This window comes from Exiguobacterium sp. s59 (genome assembly GCF_018617475.1).
GTDB classification, from domain to species: domain Bacteria; phylum Bacillota; class Bacilli; order Exiguobacteriales; family Exiguobacteriaceae; genus Exiguobacterium; species Exiguobacterium aestuarii.
In genome coordinates, this window is sequence record NZ_JACSKG010000005.1 from 1 (window position 1) to 16,218 (window position 16,218).

At 49.6% G+C, this 16,218-nt stretch carries 15 protein-coding genes and 10 tRNA genes; 1 reads left to right on the forward strand and 24 read right to left on the reverse strand.

Annotated features, from left to right (window positions below):
- Nucleotides 1-97 precede the first annotated feature (97 nt).
- The 18 genes from KNO91_RS10415 to acpS all read right to left on the reverse strand — a co-directional run bounded on the left by KNO91_RS10415 (nucleotide 98) and on the right by acpS (nucleotide 7,306).
- Nucleotides 98-174, reverse strand: a tRNA-Ile gene (locus KNO91_RS10415).
- Nucleotides 175-185: 11 nt separating this feature from the next.
- A tRNA-Arg gene (locus KNO91_RS10420) sits at nucleotides 186-262 on the reverse strand.
- A gap of 3 nt (nucleotides 263-265) precedes the next feature.
- A tRNA-Leu gene (locus KNO91_RS10425) sits at nucleotides 266-353 on the reverse strand.
- A gap of 24 nt (nucleotides 354-377) precedes the next feature.
- Nucleotides 378-453 (reverse strand) — tRNA-Lys (locus KNO91_RS10430).
- A 9-nt stretch (nucleotides 454-462) separates the two neighbouring features.
- A tRNA-Gln gene (locus tag KNO91_RS10435) sits at nucleotides 463-534 on the reverse strand.
- A gap of 7 nt (nucleotides 535-541) precedes the next feature.
- Nucleotides 542-617 (reverse strand) — tRNA-Asp (locus KNO91_RS10440).
- Nucleotides 618-638: 21 nt separating this feature from the next.
- Nucleotides 639-714: transfer RNA gene (locus KNO91_RS10445), tRNA-Val, on the reverse strand.
- A 5-nt stretch (nucleotides 715-719) separates the two neighbouring features.
- Nucleotides 720-794, reverse strand: a tRNA-Glu gene (locus KNO91_RS10450).
- A 29-nt stretch (nucleotides 795-823) separates the two neighbouring features.
- Nucleotides 824-915 (reverse strand) — tRNA-Ser (locus KNO91_RS10455).
- Between the two features lie 9 nt (nucleotides 916-924).
- A tRNA-Asn gene (locus tag KNO91_RS10460) sits at nucleotides 925-999 on the reverse strand.
- 207 nt (nucleotides 1,000-1,206) lie between these two features.
- Entirely contained in the window at nucleotides 1,207-3,333 is a 2,127-nt protein-coding gene (locus KNO91_RS10465) for a Tex family protein (protein ID WP_214817853.1), read from the reverse strand.
- A 69-nt stretch (nucleotides 3,334-3,402) separates the two neighbouring features.
- Nucleotides 3,403-4,203: an RNA polymerase sigma factor SigB gene (gene sigB, locus KNO91_RS10470; protein WP_015880560.1), complete on the reverse strand. Its 801-nt coding sequence runs from the start codon at nucleotides 4,201-4,203 to the stop codon at nucleotides 3,403-3,405.
- Nucleotides 4,169-4,645: an anti-sigma B factor RsbW gene (rsbW, locus tag KNO91_RS10475; protein ID WP_214790447.1), complete on the reverse strand. Its 477-nt coding sequence runs from the start codon at nucleotides 4,643-4,645 to the stop codon at nucleotides 4,169-4,171. The genes sigB and rsbW overlap by 35 nt, the downstream gene beginning before the upstream one ends.
- Complete coding sequence (locus KNO91_RS10480; RefSeq protein ID WP_214696023.1) at nucleotides 4,642-4,968, reverse strand: STAS domain-containing protein; 327 nt, start codon at nucleotides 4,966-4,968, stop codon at nucleotides 4,642-4,644. The genes rsbW and KNO91_RS10480 overlap by 4 nt, the downstream gene beginning before the upstream one ends.
- A gap of 142 nt (nucleotides 4,969-5,110) precedes the next feature.
- Nucleotides 5,111-5,461 carry a type II toxin-antitoxin system PemK/MazF family toxin gene (locus KNO91_RS10485; RefSeq protein ID WP_026824472.1) on the reverse strand — a complete coding sequence of 117 codons (351 nt, stop codon included), beginning with the start codon at nucleotides 5,459-5,461 and terminating at the stop codon, nucleotides 5,111-5,113.
- 5 nt (nucleotides 5,462-5,466) lie between these two features.
- Nucleotides 5,467-5,745 carry a hypothetical protein gene (locus KNO91_RS10490; RefSeq protein WP_026824473.1) on the reverse strand — a complete coding sequence of 93 codons (279 nt, stop codon included), beginning with the start codon at nucleotides 5,743-5,745 and terminating at the stop codon, nucleotides 5,467-5,469.
- A 129-nt stretch (nucleotides 5,746-5,874) separates the two neighbouring features.
- Nucleotides 5,875-6,951, reverse strand: coding sequence for an alanine racemase (alr, locus tag KNO91_RS10495; protein ID WP_214817855.1), 1,077 nt, complete (start codon nucleotides 6,949-6,951; stop codon nucleotides 5,875-5,877).
- The gene (gene acpS / locus KNO91_RS10500) at nucleotides 6,923-7,306 is read right to left on the reverse strand and encodes a holo-ACP synthase (protein ID WP_214790443.1); all 384 of its coding nucleotides are present in this window, start codon (nucleotides 7,304-7,306) and stop codon (nucleotides 6,923-6,925) included. The genes alr and acpS overlap by 29 nt, the downstream gene beginning before the upstream one ends.
- A gap of 63 nt (nucleotides 7,307-7,369) precedes the next feature.
- On the opposite strand from acpS, the gene KNO91_RS10505 reads away from it, so the two are divergent.
- Nucleotides 7,370-8,095: a rhomboid family intramembrane serine protease gene (locus KNO91_RS10505; RefSeq protein ID WP_214790441.1), complete on the forward strand. Its 726-nt coding sequence runs from the start codon at nucleotides 7,370-7,372 to the stop codon at nucleotides 8,093-8,095.
- 35 nt (nucleotides 8,096-8,130) lie between these two features.
- Here KNO91_RS10505 and argF read toward each other — a convergent pair whose 3' ends face one another.
- Genes argF through argJ form a run of 6 tightly spaced genes read right to left on the reverse strand, consistent with a single transcriptional unit; the run spans nucleotide 8,131 to nucleotide 16,211 of the window.
- Nucleotides 8,131-9,057 (reverse strand): ornithine carbamoyltransferase, encoded by a 927-nt coding sequence (gene argF / locus KNO91_RS10510; protein WP_214817857.1) that lies wholly within the window; start codon nucleotides 9,055-9,057, stop codon nucleotides 8,131-8,133.
- A complete protein-coding gene (carB, locus tag KNO91_RS10515; RefSeq protein WP_214817858.1) occupies nucleotides 9,054-12,074 on the reverse strand; it encodes a carbamoyl-phosphate synthase (glutamine-hydrolyzing) large subunit in 3,021 nt (1,006 codons plus the stop codon). The genes argF and carB overlap by 4 nt, the downstream gene beginning before the upstream one ends.
- Nucleotides 12,067-13,116, reverse strand: coding sequence for a carbamoyl phosphate synthase small subunit (locus KNO91_RS10520; protein WP_214817859.1), 1,050 nt, complete (start codon nucleotides 13,114-13,116; stop codon nucleotides 12,067-12,069). The genes carB and KNO91_RS10520 overlap by 8 nt, the downstream gene beginning before the upstream one ends.
- The gene (locus KNO91_RS10525) at nucleotides 13,113-14,258 is read right to left on the reverse strand and encodes an acetylornithine transaminase (RefSeq protein ID WP_214817860.1); all 1,146 of its coding nucleotides are present in this window, start codon (nucleotides 14,256-14,258) and stop codon (nucleotides 13,113-13,115) included. The genes KNO91_RS10520 and KNO91_RS10525 overlap by 4 nt, the downstream gene beginning before the upstream one ends.
- Nucleotides 14,218-14,997, reverse strand: a complete 780-nt coding sequence (gene argB / locus KNO91_RS10530) for an acetylglutamate kinase (RefSeq protein WP_214817861.1) — start codon at nucleotides 14,995-14,997, stop codon at nucleotides 14,218-14,220. The genes KNO91_RS10525 and argB overlap by 41 nt, the downstream gene beginning before the upstream one ends.
- Nucleotides 14,994-16,211 (reverse strand): bifunctional glutamate N-acetyltransferase/amino-acid acetyltransferase ArgJ, encoded by a 1,218-nt coding sequence (gene argJ / locus KNO91_RS10535; protein WP_214817862.1) that lies wholly within the window; start codon nucleotides 16,209-16,211, stop codon nucleotides 14,994-14,996. The genes argB and argJ overlap by 4 nt, the downstream gene beginning before the upstream one ends.
- Nucleotides 16,212-16,218 lie beyond the last annotated feature (7 nt).

Here is a 16,218-nt window from a genome sequence, read left to right on the forward strand (position 1 = left end):
GATATAGCTCTTAAATTGACGAAGCTTGCGCTTCATTCAAAAATTGTAAAACTTATTTTTGCCTCATCGTTCAGTTTTCAAAGTTCGTCAGTTTAAATGGTGGGCCTAAGTGGACTCGAACCACCGACCTCACGCTTATCAGGCGTGCGCTCTAACCGGCTGAGCTATAGGCCCATAAAAAAGAATGGTGCACCCTGAGAGATTCGAACTCCCGGCCTTTAGATTCGTAGTCTAACGCTCTATCCAGCTGAGCTAAGGGTGCATATGGTGCGGTCGAGAGGACTTGAACCTCCACGGTGTTAACCACCACTAGGCCCTCAACCTAGCGCGTCTACCGATTCCGCCACGACCGCAGCGTATAAAGTTAAAAAGGAAAATGGTGAGTCATGCAGGGCTCGAACCTGCGACCCTCTGATTAAAAGTCAGATGCTCTACCAACTGAGCTAATGACTCAAATAAAAGCTGGGCTGGAAGGGATCGAACCTTCGCATGTCGGAATCAAAATCCGATGCCTTACCACTTGGCTACAGCCCAACGTAAATGGCGGTCTTGACGGGATTCGAACCCGCGATCTCCTGCGTGACAGGCAGGCATGTTAACCCCTACACCACAAGACCAGATTACGTTTTTATTTGAAATGGTGGAGGATGACGGGATCGAACCGCCGACCCCCTGCTTGTAAGGCAGGTGCTCTCCCAGCTGAGCTAATCCTCCATATATGGTGACCCGTACGGGATTCGAACCCGTGTTACCGCCGTGAAAGGGCGGTGTCTTAACCGCTTGACCAACGGGCCAGTGTATGTGTCTTCTAAGTAATTTTAAGTGGCGGAGACGGAGGGATTCGAACCCTCGCACCGGTTTCCCAGCCTACTCCCTTAGCAGGGGAGCCCCTTATAGCCTCTTGGGTACGTCTCCAAAATAAAATGGCTCCGCAAGTAGGATTTGAACCTACGACCTACCGGTTAACAGCCGGTTGCTCTACCACTGAGCTATTGCGGAACGTTGCTTGAAATTATCGAAGTAACGATTTATATTGTAACCGCAAACCAGAAACCTGTCAATCACTTTCTTAGAAAAACTTTCAATTCGCATGCCGTCTCTCGGCGACTTCTATAAGATATCACGGTACAAAAAGACCGTCAACACTTTTTCTAAAAAAAATCAGGTAAAATGAAAAACATTTTACCTGATTCGAGTTTCTTCTTATTAACTGTTCGGTTCAAGCATCGTTAAACTAATTCGTCCTCGGTTCACATCCACCTGTTCGATCCATACCGTAACGATATCACCGACCGCCACGACATCTAGCGGGTGCTTCACATAACGATTTGATAATTTGGAAATGTGAACAAGTCCGTCCTGTTTCACACCAATATCCACAAACGCACCAAAATCAATGACGTTCCGAACGGTGCCTTGGAATTCCATTCCGACTTGAAGGTCTTCAAGACTCATGACATCCGTACGCAGTAATGGCTTTTGAATGTCTTCTCGTGGATCTCGACCCGGCTTCGCTAACGATTTTAAGATATCCTCAACCGTCGGCAGTCCTGCCTCTAATCGCTCACTCAATGTATGTGCATCAACTTGTTGTAGTCGTTCACGTAATGCAGCCGTCCCAACTTCCGCTTTCGAAGACCCAATCTCTTTCAAAATCGATAATGCAAGCGGGTAACTCTCTGGGTGAATCTCTGTCTGGTCGAGAACATCCTTCCCATTCATGATTCGCAAGAACCCTGCCGCTTGTTCGAACGCCTTCGCTCCAAGACGTGGAACTTTCTTAATTTCCTTCCTTGTTTCAAAGCGTCCATTCGCTTCTCGATATACCACAATATTTTTTGCGGTCGTTTTATTGAGTCCCGACACGTAAGTCAATAAAGACTCCGAGGCACGGTTCACGTCGATTCCGACCATGTTGACGACACTCTCGACGACGAATTCTAAAGATGCCTTCAGTTTATTCTGGCTCACGTCATGCTGATACTGCCCGACACCGACGGATTGTGGATCGACTTTGACGAGTTCCGCCATTGCATCTTGGATTCGACGTGCAATCGAGACCGCTGACCGTTCCTCGACTTTTAAATCCGGAAATTCACTTCGTGCGACTTCCGATGCGGAATAGACACTCGCTCCCGCTTCGTTCACAATCGCGTAGGCAATCTCACGTTCCGCTTTCTTCAACCAATCCGCAACGAATTGTTCGGTCTCCCGTGATGCAGTTCCGTTTCCGACTACAATGACGGAGATTGGATATTTTTTCGCAAGTCTCGTCAATACTTTTTCAGCGCCGGCGATATCGTGTTTCGGTGCTGTCGGATAAAAGACACCGACCTCTTCGACTTTCCCGATTTCGTTCACCACCGCCCATTTACATCCTGTGCGATAAGCCGGGTCAATCCCTAAGACGACTACCTCACGAAGAGGTGGTTGCATGTAGAGTTGTTTTAAGTTTTTTGAGAAGACATCGATTGCTTGTTCTTCTGCCTTTTCTGTCAACTCACCACGAATCTCTCGTTCAATTGCTGGGAAGACTGATTTTTTATAAGCTTCTGTCACAGCCGCTTCGACAACTTCACGCTTTTCTTTCGGAAGTCGTTCATATGTACGAAGGGCTTGATCCATGAAGCGTGTCTCGTCAAAAATGACTTTCACTTGAAGGACATCGGTACGCTCCCCACGGTTCAAGGCGAGTACACGGTGTGGGACAATCCCAGCAATTTTTTCTTCATATTCATAGTACTGCGCAAAAATCTCTTTTTCGTCTTCCGCTTGTTTTTTCTTCTTCGAGCGCAAAAGTCCTTCTTTGCGTATGCGGTCGCGAAGCATCTGGCGTAGTTTCGCTTCCTCGCCCCATTCTTCCCCGATGATGGCATGAACGAGCGGAAGCGCTTCTTCTAACGTGACATCCTTCAAGAGTTTCTCAATCACATCTACCGAGTAAGGTGATTTGTCACGGAACCAGTCTGCAAGTGGTTGCAACCCTTTCTCCCGTCCTTGTTCTGCTTTCGTGCGTCGTTTCGGGCGATATGGTAAGTAGATGTCTTCAACTTGTTGAAGGGTTGTCGCTGCTTCCAACGCTTTCGCAAGTTCCGGCGTGTTCTTTTCTAACTCTTCTAACTTAGCAAGAACATCCATTTTTCGTTTTTGTAGACTTTCTTCATATTGAAGGGCGTCCAAGATTGCTTTAATTTCAACTTCGTCTAGATTTCCCGTCATCTCTTTTCGATAACGAGCCATGAACGGAATCGTCGCCCCTTCAGATGCGAGCTGTTGAACCGTCTCCACTTGGTTCACTTTCAAGTTTAACGCTTTAGCCACTTTCGTAATCACTTGAATCACTTCCTTTTATGATCTCTTTCAAAGTGTAGCAAACATTCAAACAAAAAAGCGATGACTCGATTAGTCATCGCTTGAGAATACTTCATTGAGTGGGACTTTGATGGCTTCACGCAGCTTTTCGAGTGCTCGCCGCTGCAAACGGGAGACGTGCATCTGCGAGATACCGAGAAGTTCCCCAGTCTCTTTTTGACTCATGTTCTTATAGTAGGCACATTCTAAGATGGCGCGTTCCCGTTCATTTAAGACGTTGAACGCTTTCTCTAGAATGAGGCGTTGGTCAACCGATTCATACCCACGTTCTTGGCTACCGACCAAGTCGAGTAACGTGACTGTGCTACCCTCATTATCCGCTTCGATCGAACTATCGACCGACAATGCTTGATAACTTTTACCCATCTCGAGCGTTTCGAGAATTTCTTCATCTGATACGCCGAGGTGATCGGCAATCTCATCAATCCGTGGTGAGCGTTGCAATTCAGTCGTCAATTCTTCGACCGTCTTCTTAATTTTAGGTCCGAGCTCTTTGATTCGACGTGGAACATGGACACTCCATGTTTTATCGCGGATGAATCGTTTAATTTCACCGATGATGGTCGGGACGGCAAACGATTCGAAGCTACGACCGAATTCTGGGTCAAATCGACGAAGCGCCGCCAATAACCCAATCATCCCAACTTGCACGAGATCATCGTGAATCGCTCGCCCTCGCGAGAACTTACGGGCGAGTGCTTCAACGAGGTCCGAATAGCGATTGATGAGTAGCATTTGCACTTCTTCGTTTTGATCGTCTTGTTGGTAGCGTTCAATCCACTCTAGTACCTCGTCATCACTGTGATGGCGTTGTTGAGATTTTGCTGGCACTCTGATCCACCTCGTCCCTGTTGAGGAGTTTTGTCATCGTCACTTTGACACCATTGTCTTTATTGATCGAGACATCGTCCATTAACGCTTCGATAAGGAAGAGACCAAGTCCTCCTTCGTGGAGCGATTCAATTTCTGTCGTCTCTTCGACCGGAGCCGCCTGACGCTTCACATCATCTGCGAACGTCTTGCCTGAATCTTCAATCGTGATCTCAAGACGATCTGCGTATACGCCACAAGCGAGTTTGACCTCTCCATCTTGATGATCATATGCATGTTGGACGGCGTTACCACATGCTTCCGAGACCGCGATTTTAATATCCTCGATCTCGTCGTACGTATATCCCATACGGTTAGCGATTCCTGAAACGACTAAGCGAACCACACCGACATATTCGGGTTTGGCCGGGAACGTCATGACCGTCTGTTCAACATTGTTCATTGCGTGCCACCTCTTACGTTCGAATTAATAGAAAGAAGTTTGTGGAGACCCGTCAATTCGAATAGACGATTGACTCGCTCCGTGACTCCGACAAGTGACAACTCTTTTTCGTTGCGCGTGGCAATTTTTAATGCGCCGACGAACACACCGAGACCTGTCGAATCCATATACTCCACTTCGTCTAAATGAACGACCACGTCTTGTTCACTGATGGCCGGATGCAATACTTCTTTCAATTTTGGTGCAGTATATGTATCCACTTCTCCGGATACGTAAAGGTGTAATTGTTCTCCAATGACTTGCTCACGAATCGATAAATCCATCGTCTATTCCCTCCTAAATGTCCGTACAGATAAATTGAGTACGATTTACTTTAATTCCCCACTATCAAAATCTTAAACCACATTTTAAGAAAATGTTTAAAAAAAGACCGATACCTATGTACCAGTCTTGATCTATGTAAGGCTAGAGAGGGATCAATCCCATACTAATCTCTAGCGCTCGGTCAACTTTATGCATCGTCTCATCATCGAGATGAGTGACTTTATCCGTCAGACGACGCTTGTCAATCGTTCGAATCTGTTCAAGTAAAATCACAGAGTCTCTCTCGAGTCCATGCTTCTCTTGATATACTTCCACATGAGTCGGCAGTTTTGCTTTTTGAATCTGAGCTGTAATCGCAGCGACAATGACGGTCGGGCTAAAGCGATTGCCGATGTCGTTCTGCACGATAAGAACGGGTCGAACGCCACCTTGCTCTGAGCCGACTACGGGCGACAGATTCGCATAAAATACGTCACCACGCTTTACGATCACTCTGCTCACACCCCACTTACTTGACGTAAGAGAGCGTGTTCGGCTTCGGCTTCAATCGTTAGCATCTCTTCTGCCATATTCAAGTTAAACGCGGCCATCTCTTGATAGCCTTTCGCCAATTCTTCACGCAGTGTTTGTTGTCGATCAGCAATTTCTTTAGACAAGTATGTCACTACATCGTTCAAGGACAGTGTTTCACGGTCTTTCATCGAAATCGGACCCCCTTGTTGCGAGAACCGATCTGGGACGGACGCTAGCGCACCCGCAGTTCGCTGCTTCAACATCTTACACCTCCAGAATCGTTTCATGGACTGGCGGAAAATCTCCCGCGTTCTTTATCAATATAACACGCGGGAATGGGAAAATATAGAGAAATCGAGAAAGAATTCAGATAATTTCACACGATTTGTGATTCACACATAGTGACGCGGTAATCGACTCGTAAGCTGGCAGACGATCTCATAGTTGATCGTCCCAAGATAGGAGGCGAGTTCATCAATGGCGACGTTTCCACCGACAAGCGTCACATCCGTACCTACTGGAAACTCTTCTGGGAGACGGATCATGAAGCGGTCCATGCAGACGCGTCCCACAATCGGGCAACGGACACCCTTTACCTCAACTTCAAATCCGCTCGCCTTCCGTAACCATCCGTCCGCATATCCGACTGGGACGGTCCCAATCCATTCATTGGCTGACGTCGTATAGGTCGCTCCGTAACTAATCGTTTGACCTGCCTCAAGTCGCTTCACCTGCATGAGCTGGCTTTTCAAGGTAAAGGCGGGGCGGAGAAACGAGTAGAACGTCTCCATCTCGTGTGATGGGTATAACCCGTAAATTGCGATACCAACACGGACCAGATTATAAGGAACGTCTTGTCCCGCCATCCGGATGGCCCCCGCTGAATTGGACGTGTGAATATAGCGGAACCGCTCGTGTAGCCCTTCCATCAAACGTTCGAATCGTTCTTGTTGCGTGTAATACAAGTCGCTATCGAGCTCATCGGCTGTCGCAAAATGGGTGTAAATCCCCTCTACAACAAATGAGTCGGTCGCTTCCTCGAGTAGCGCATCAAGCTGTTCGCGCGTACGAAGACCGAGACGCCCCATGCCTGTGTCGACTTTAATATGGACCGTCAACGGCTTTTCTTCTATATAAGCAGCAGCTTCTTTTACCCATTCAGCAGAAAAGACGGACAACGTGATGTCTCGTTCCGCTGCAATTCCCGCATATTGGGGAAATTGCGCCTCCATGACTAAAATCGGTGCCTTAATCCCTGCATCCCGAAGTTCGATTGCTTCTTCTAACAAAGCCACCCCAAGCATCGTCGCCCCGTTCTGGAGTGCAATCTTCGCTACTTCAACCGCCCCATGACCGTAGGCGTTCGCTTTGACGACCGCCATGATGTCTTGTGGGATTCGTTTGGTTAATTCTTTTATGTTATGGGCGATGGCCGCCCGATCAATCTCGATTCGACTTGGACGAAACATGTTGCCCCTCCTCTTCTAAGATGACTTGTGCGACGGCGTATGCACTGCTATGACTAATGCTGACATGAATCCGACCCGAAAAAGGCGCGGTCATGACAGGACGTCCCGTCTCATCCGGTAAAATTTCAATGTGACGCCATGATAAACCGTGTGCGATTCCAGTCCCAATCGCCTTGGCGTAAGCCTCTTTTGCGGCGAAACGTCCCGAAACAAACTCGATTTGACGCGGAAGTGGGTATTTTTGAACCATCTCATATTCAGCATCGGTGAGCAGACGCATTAAAAACCGTGGTTGTTTCATCGAGCGAGCCATCCGATCAAGCTCGACAATATCGACTCCAATTCCTACAATCACAGGACACTCGCTCCTTTCCTTTTTCCATCGTTTCCCTATACAATTGAGGAAAGAGGTGATGTTATGTTTAGTCGTACGGAAAATGTACAAACGTTTGTACGGGCATATCCACTCGTAACGCTGTTCATTGTAATCCAACTCCTTGTGTTTGTCATCGATTCTTTCGCTCCTGGCTTACGAATCGTGGCGACAGGCGGGTCATTCCATTTGGCACTCGCCGATGGACAATGGTATCGCTTGGTGACGGCCAACTTTATTCACTTGAGTCTTGGTCATCTATTGTTTAACTCGTTTGCACTGATCATCTTCGGACCTGCGATGGAACGTATGGTCGGGCATGTGAAATTTGCCCTGTTTTATGTATTCGCCGGAGCACTTGCCAACTTGTTCACCTATTTCACCGTCAGCAACTTGTTTTATTTACAAGCCGGTGCGTCTGGTGCCATCTTGGCCATTCTCGGATTCTACGTGTTCATCGGTCGTTTCCGTCGCACGTTAATGCTTAGCCAAGATGCCCGCTTGGTTTACATTTTCGTCGCCATCAGTGCCGCCTTCACATTGATTGGTTCGAATGTTTCGCTTTGGGGACATGTTTATGGCTTTTTGGCAGGATTTTTACTTGCCATTCCACTCTCGCGATTCACAGTTCCGTATACGCGCCCGATGCGCTATGGAAAGTATAAGCAACGTTCGTATGCACCCCCGATTGTTCATTCCGGAGACGGAAAATGGTTCTTCTACATCATCATCGGACTGGCTATCTTCGGTTTATTGGCACAGTTCCTATAACGAAAGGGTGACACATGGCGTGTCACCCTTTGTTGTTACGTCACTAATGTCAGCATCAATGCTTTTTGTGCATGCAGACGGTTCTCGGCTTGATCGAACACCCATGACTGTGGTCCATCGATCACATCAGCCGTCACTTCTTCCCCGCGATGCGCCGGTAAACAGTGAAGGAAGATTGCATCGGTTTTCGCAAGAGCCATTAGGTTACTGTTCACTTGGAACCCTGCAAATTTCATCAATCGTTCATCGGCTTCCTCTTCCTGCCCCATACTCGCAAAGACGTCCGTATAGACAATATCTGCTTCATTTGCAGCAAGCGCCGGATCATCAAACAACTTGATGCTACCTCCAGTCGTCTGCGCCAACTTTTGTGCATTCTCATAAATCGCTTGATCGACGGTGTATCCGTTCGGCGACGCGATTCGAATATGCATCCCACTCAGCGCACCGCCAATCATGAGCGAGTGCGCCATATTGTTCCCGTCTCCGATATACGTCAACACTTTCCCTGAACGACTTCCGAACTGTTCTTCAATCGTCAACAAATCCGCGAGCACTTGGCACGGATGATGCAGATCCGTCAGTCCGTTCATAATCGGAATCGTTCCATGTTGCGCCAACGTCTCCACCGTTTCATGCGCATACGTCCGAATCATGAGCGCATCCACATACCGACTCATCACTTGAATCGTGTCCGTCAATGGTTCCCCGCGCCCGATTTGCAAATCTTGACCGCTGAGGAAGAGCGGGTACCCGCCTAGTTCGACGACACCCACCTCAAATGACATGCGCGTACGAGTCGATGCCTTTTCAAACAACAAGGCGACTTTCTTACCTGTCAGCGCTGTCGCAAAAGATTGAGGCGACTGTTTGACGTCATGTGCCAACTGAAGCAACGCATCGAGCGTGTCCGGTGTCAATTCTTCCATCGTCAAAAAATGTTGCATCGTCTTCACTGTCATTTAGCTACGCCCTCTTTCATTTGAATGGATTGTAACGATTGAACTTGATTGTCGGCCAGTGACTGACTCATTTGATAATACTGAGCCAACTGTCGCGACGAGATAATATGAACGCCGTTGCGGACGGCGGCTTCACGTGATTCCCGCTCATCGGTCGCATCCGAGAATAACACGGCGACATCTTGGAAGTCAGTGACGTCTGCGAGCGGTGTATCCCCGAAGTGCTCAAACCCTTCCCCAAAAGCAATCTGCGAACGTGTCATCACCCGCGTCGTCAGCGCATCATAGGTGAACCGCTCCGGCACATATGGATGTGAGCTGAACTGGAGCGTCTCGCCTGTCGAACGCATGACCGGGCCTGTCATCGGGTCGACGCCGGGCAACTTGACGTTCGAGAAGATTGGCGTCTTCACCGCATAGTTCGTCAATGGGCGAACGCTTGTCGGAACGTAATCAGCTAACGACAGACCATACGCTGCATAGGTCGCCCATTCGATTAACGGTTCGCCCGTCACTTTGCTGACAATCGGAACGGTCCGAGATGCACGCGGATTGATTTCGAGGACATAGATCGTTTCTTCGTTTAACACAAACTGAATGTTCAAGGCCCCCTTATAATCGAGTGCCTGCCCGATTCGTTTTGCAATCGATTCGACTTTCTCTTGAATCGACTTACTCGTCTCGACTGGCGGTAAGACCATCGTCGAATCTCCCGAGTGAACACCTGCCGCTTCAATTTGTTCGAGGATGACTGGCACATACACCGTTTCCCCATCTGTCACACAATCCACTTCGAGCTCACGTCCTGGAACGTATTGATCGACAAGGATTGGATAGGCAAGATTCGGTAACGCATCTGCCAACTGTTCCTCCGTATGAATGAGCAGCATCCCCTTCCCACCAATCACATATGACGGGCGAAGGATGCATGGATAACCTAGCTGTTGTACCGCTTCATTCAATTCTTGTTGGGAAGACACTTCCTCTCCCGGAATGTGTTCGACCTCAATCGAATCAAGGAACTGATAGAAACGATCCCGGTCTTCCATTTGGTCGATGGTTTGCGCGGAGGCACCGAGCAAATGATATCCAGCCGCCTCTAAATCATGGGCGAGCGCAATCCCTGTCTGGCCACCGAACTGAATCAAGACATCGTGACAACCTTCCGCCTCTAACACGTGCATGACATCCTCGCTTGTCAGTGGTTCCACGTACAGTTTGTCCGCGATCGAGAAGTCGGTCGATACGGTCTCCGGGTTATTGTTGATCATAATCGTTTCGACACCAAGTTTTTGAAGCGCCCATACCGCGTGGACTGAACTGTAGTCGAACTCAATGCCTTGTCCGATTCGAATCGGCCCTGCCCCGATGATGGCAACTTTCCGTTTGCCACTTGGCTCTACTTCAGATGTCCCGTGCCAGGAGCCATAAAAATATGGGGTCTGACTTTCAAATTCAGCGGCGCATGTGTCAATCATCTGATATACCGGCTGAATCGAAGCCGATTCCCGGAGCGTCTTGACGTCCGCGACTTGTACGTGCATGATCTCGGCAATCTGTGCGTCCGTGAATCCGAGGCGCTTCGCCTGTAACAGTCCGCTCGGTTCCGTCAAATCTTGCTTTGTCATTTGGAGGAGGCGTTTCAACATCTGAATGAAGTGTGGCGTGATTCCCGTGATTTGCTGCAACGAATCGTCAGACAATAATTCACGATCGAGCAAAGCGAGACAAGCATGAAGACGACGGTCCGTCGGTGCCTCGATTTCTTTCATTAACACATCGACGGTGGCTTCTTGCATCCACTTTGGATAGAGTGGCGCCTGTTCAATCCCGGCTCCACGCCATGCCTTCTGCAATGCCTCCTCTAATGTTTTCCCCATCGCCATACTCTCGCCAGTCGCTTTCATTTGTGGACCGAGCGTACGGTCTGTCTCGGCGAACAGGTCGAACGGGAAGCATGGCACTTTCGCCGTAATATAATCGAGTGCCGGTTCAAAACTTGCCATCGTGTTTGTTGTGACCGGATTGATACAACGGTCTAACGGTTCCCCTAAGGCGAGACGTGTCGCGATTTTCGCAATCGGATACCCGGTCGCTTTTGACGCAAGCGCTGAGCTGCGCGAGACGCGAGGATTCACTTCAATCACATAGTACTCTGATTTCGTCGGATGAACAGCGAACTGAATGTTACACCCACCAATCACACCTAGCTCGGATACGATCCGAAACGAAGCACTCCGTAACGTTTGATGCATGTGATCCGATAACGTTTGTGCTGGTGCGAATACGACGGAGTCCCCCGTATGCACACCGACCGGGTCAATGTTTTCCATGTTGCAGACGATGATGCACGTTCCGAACGCATCACGCATCACCTCATATTCAAACTCTTTATAGCCGGCGATGCTCTTTTCGACTAAACATTGCGAGATCGGACTCGCTTCAAGACCTCGACGTGCCATCTTGTAGGCTTCTTCTTCTGTCGTCGCGATGCCACCACCTGTTCCGCCGAGCGTAAAGGCTGGTCGAACGATGAGCGGAACACCCGTCGACTCGATGAAAGTCGTCAATTCTTCTATCGATTCAATCGTTGTTGACGTCGGAATGGGTTCATGTAGCAGTTCCATCTTTTGTTTGAATCGTTCACGGTCTTCTCCGTCTCGAATCGTTTCAAGTGATGTCCCGAGTAGTTCGACTCCATATGTCGTCAATACTCCAGCTTCCTCGAGATCGAGTGCCAAATTCAACGCCGTCTGTCCCCCGACCGTCGCGAGTAAGTGAGTCGGACGTTCTTTTTCGATGATGGCGGTCGCTTTTTGTACGGTCATCGCTTCGATATACGTCGCATCCGCCATCCCTGGGTCTGTCATAATCGTGGCAGGATTGGAGTTCAATAAGACAACTTCACATCCGGCTTCTCGTAGCGCTTGGCACGCTTGTGTTCCGGAATAATCAAACTCTGCGGCCTGCCCGATCACGATCGGTCCTGAACCAATGACGAGTACTTTTTTATGCATACACGTTCACTCCTTGCTGAATCATTTCGTCAAAGCGGTCGAAGACAGATTGTGCGTCAGTTGGTCCTGGACTCGCTTCAGGATGAAACTGTGTCGTGAAGATTGTTCCATTCGGATGCACAAGTCCTTCGACCGAGTGGTCATTCACATTCTCATAGAGCAACTCAAGCGGGCTTTGTTCGATACTCGTCCGTTCGACAACATATCCATGGTTTTGTGACGTCATCCACACTTCGTTCGTCTTGACGTTTCGAACCGGGTGATTCGAGCCCCGGTGTCCATATGTTTGCTTTTCAATGTTGCACCCGAATGCGAGCGCGAGCAGTTGATGCCCCATGCAAATTCCGAGCGTCGGATGAGATAGCGCTAATTCCCGAATGACCTCAATCCGTCCGAGATGGTCTCGCGGGTCCCCTGGCCCGTTCGATACTAAGATCGCATCCGGTCGCAACGCATCCACGACATCTTTGGGAGAATCATATGGGACACTCGTCACGCGATATCCACGTTTCACGATTTCCCTGACCATCGACGCCTTCACCCCAAAATCTAAACAGACAACATGTCCTTTCTCCCCGTTTCCTTCATGAACGATCGACGTCGTCGTGACACGCTCTGTCAGCTGCTGGAGTGGTTGCGGATTGTTGGATTCCATTTCATGAGACATCACCCCAAATTGATCTCCTTCTTCACGCAACACGTGGACGAGGGCACGCACATCGACTTGTGATAGTACCGGGATCCCTTCCTTTTCTAACCAATCCTTCAATTCGGGACGCCCTCCATGATCCGCCAATGTTTGAACGAGGACGCCGGCCACTTGAATGTGAGCACTTTCGTTCCCGTCTGATTCCAGTCCATATTGTCCGATCAGCGGATAGGTGAAAGCGATGATTTGTCCTGCGTATGACGGGTCGGTCAACACTTCTTGATAGCCTGTCATCCCGGTGAAGAACACGACTTCGCCACTCGCATGTCGTGCACTCGTCTCCCAAGTTCCTGTTAACTGCATTCCGTTCAATAAGCTGATGTTTCCGTTCATACGACGCCCTCCTTCTGTAAGATTTGTTCAAGTTTCATCAATGCTTCGTCGATTTCAGATTTCGTGACTCGTAATGAGGGCAGGAAGCGAATGACATGGGGACCCGCCATCACGACTAGTAACCCCGTCTCTGCCAATTGTGTGATCCATTCGGCTACCGGTTCTGATGAAACAAGTCCAACCATCAGTCCGAGCCCTCTCACTTCTATGAAACGTTCCCCGTCCACGAATTGGGTGAGTCCTTTCTTCAAGTATTCTCCCATGTCTTTGACATGTTGAAGGGACGTTGGTGTGAAGAGAATATCGAGCGTCGCTTCCGCCGCCGCCATCGCTAGCGGGTTTCCGCCGAACGTCGATCCGTGACTCCCGGGTCCAAAGATTTCCGTCGCTTCCGTCGTCGTCAACATCGCGCCAACCGGGATACCACTCCCCAGTCCTTTCGCTAACGTGACAATGTGTGGTTGAAGTGGTGTTTGCTCGAATGCAAAACGTGTGCCAGTACGGGCGATGCCGGTCTGCACTTCGTCGACGACGATTTTCACATCATACTCGTCTACCTTTTCTTGCAGCGCCTGTAACCACGACTGATTCGCGACGACGACACCCCCTTCACCTTGCACGATCTCTAGCCATACAGCGGAAGTTTCTTCATCGATTAAGTTCAGCGCCTCCATGTCGTTGAATGGTGCGTGTATGAAATCATTCACCATCGGACCGAATCCTTGCTTCACTTTATCCTGGCCGGTCGCCCCGAGCATCGCGAACGTACGACCATGGAACGATTGGGTGAATGTGACGATTTTCGTCTTCTTCGTCCACTTGCGCACCAACTTGAAGGCCGCCTCATTCGCTTCCGTACCACTGTTACAAAAGAAGGCATGTGTGAGATGTGTTCCTTTTGTCAGTTTCTCAGCTACACGCTGTTGACCGGATATCATATATAAGTTTGATGTATGCCACACTCGATTTAGTTGTTCTTCAATCTTTTGTTGCACGTATGGATGGCGATGTCCCGTCCCACACACAGCAATCCCCATCACAAAGTCTAAGTATGTGTTTCCAGACACGTCCGTCACGTACGACCCGCTCGCTTGCGCAATCTCAATCGTTCGTGGTCCGTATGTCGGTAAAAGCGAATTCATAGTTCCCCTCCCATAATCTTGTCCCTGCCAGTGTTGCGTCACGACCATCCCGGATACGGGCTTGTTTGACACCACCTGCCACCGCTGCTAATAACGCCTCTACTTTCGGCACCATCCCGCCATAGATTTCTCCGTTCGCGATCGCCTCATGAACATCCCGTTCGTTTAACGTCGTTTGGAATTCGCCATGAATGCGAATCCCGTTCACATCTGTCAGCAGTTCAAATTCATCCGCTTGTAACGAAACGGCAAGTGCCATCGCACAATCATCACCGTTACAGTTCAGCGGTCCGTTCGCGCTCGCAATTACAGACGTCACGACCGGTACATGACCGGAATCCATCAATCGTTCGAATACGTCATTCCGAATCGCTGTCACCTCGCCGACTTTCCCGAGTCCGGTGATCGGATGACCCCAAATCGCACTTCCGTCGACACCTGATAAGCCAAACGCATCGATGTCATGTTGTGTCAGCGTCGACACGACATCCGTCTGCATTTCCCCGGCCAACACTCGCCAAGCCCCAATCAACACCTCGTCCGTCGTCACGCGACGACCGTCTTGAAAGGTCGGCTCGATGTGTTGAGACGTGCAGTACGCCGATAGTTTTGGTCCCCCTCCGTGAACGATGAGCAGTTCATGACCGGCTTCCATCCAGTTACGCCACTCCTCAAAATACTCGGGCGCCATCGAATCCCAGACGCTACCTCCAAGTTTGATGATTTTTCGCTTCTTCATGTCCGGTAACTCGCATTGATTTTGACGTAGTCATACGTCAAGTCACATCCGTATGCCTGACCTGACCCTTCCCCGTCATGCAAGTCGACCGTGATCGTGACGACGTCCCGACTCATTTCTTCTGTGGCATATGTCTCATCAAACCAGACGGGGGTACTGTTTTGGAGGACGAGCTGACTACCGATCTGAATATCGATCGCCGTTACATTCACCGGGAACGGAACGGCACCGATTGCGGCAATGATTCTTCCCCAATTGGCATCTTGGCCGTACACCGCCGTCTTCACGAGGGAAGATCCGACGATTTGTTTGGCAATCGTTCTAGCCTCTTGATCGGATGTAGCTCCATTGACATGAACTTCAATCAGCTTCGTCGCCCCTTCTCCATCTTTCGCAATTGCTTTGGCAAGCTCTAAACAAACCTCTGTCAATGCCTGTTGGAACGCATCATGTGCTGAAGTCCCCTCTTTGATTTCTTCCATTTCTAGTGCCCCACTCGCCATGACGAGCACCATATCGTTCGTCGAGCTGTCTCCGTCCACCGTGATGTTGTTAAATGAAGCGTCGACGCTTTGCTTTAGCGTCTGTTGCAAAAGCTTTGGTGCGATGACGGCATCCGTCGTGACGAATCCGAGCATCGTTGCCATATTCGGATGAATCATCCCCGACCCTTTGGCGACTCCCGCGATGGTCACGGTCGTTTCTCCTTCGCCGTACTGGACGACCGTCTGTTTCGTTCCGGTATCCGTCGTCAAAATCGCTTCAGCGAATGATTGCCCATCTTCCCATGCGGTTGTCGGATGCAGATGACCGATTCCGTTTACGAGCGGGATCATCGGGAGCGGTTGACCGATGATGCCTGTTGAGGCGATCGCCACCTCCTCCGGCTTCACACCTAACTGTGTCGCTGTCACGTCGCGCATCGCATAGGCATCCTTCAATCCTTGTTCGCCTGTACACGCGTTCGCGTTACCACTATTGATCAATACGGCCCGAAGGTAGCCATTTGATTCGGTCAGAGATGCTTTTGTCACTTGAATCGGTGCCGCTTGAAAGTGGTTGGTCGTATAGACCGCTGCCGTACTCGCCGGTCGTTCACAGACGAGTAACGCCAAATCTTTACGTTTTCGTTTTAATCCCGCATGGATCCCACACGCTTGAAATCCTTTCGGTGATACGATGCCCGGCTTTTGGGTCGCCATGATGTCGATCATGCTTCAT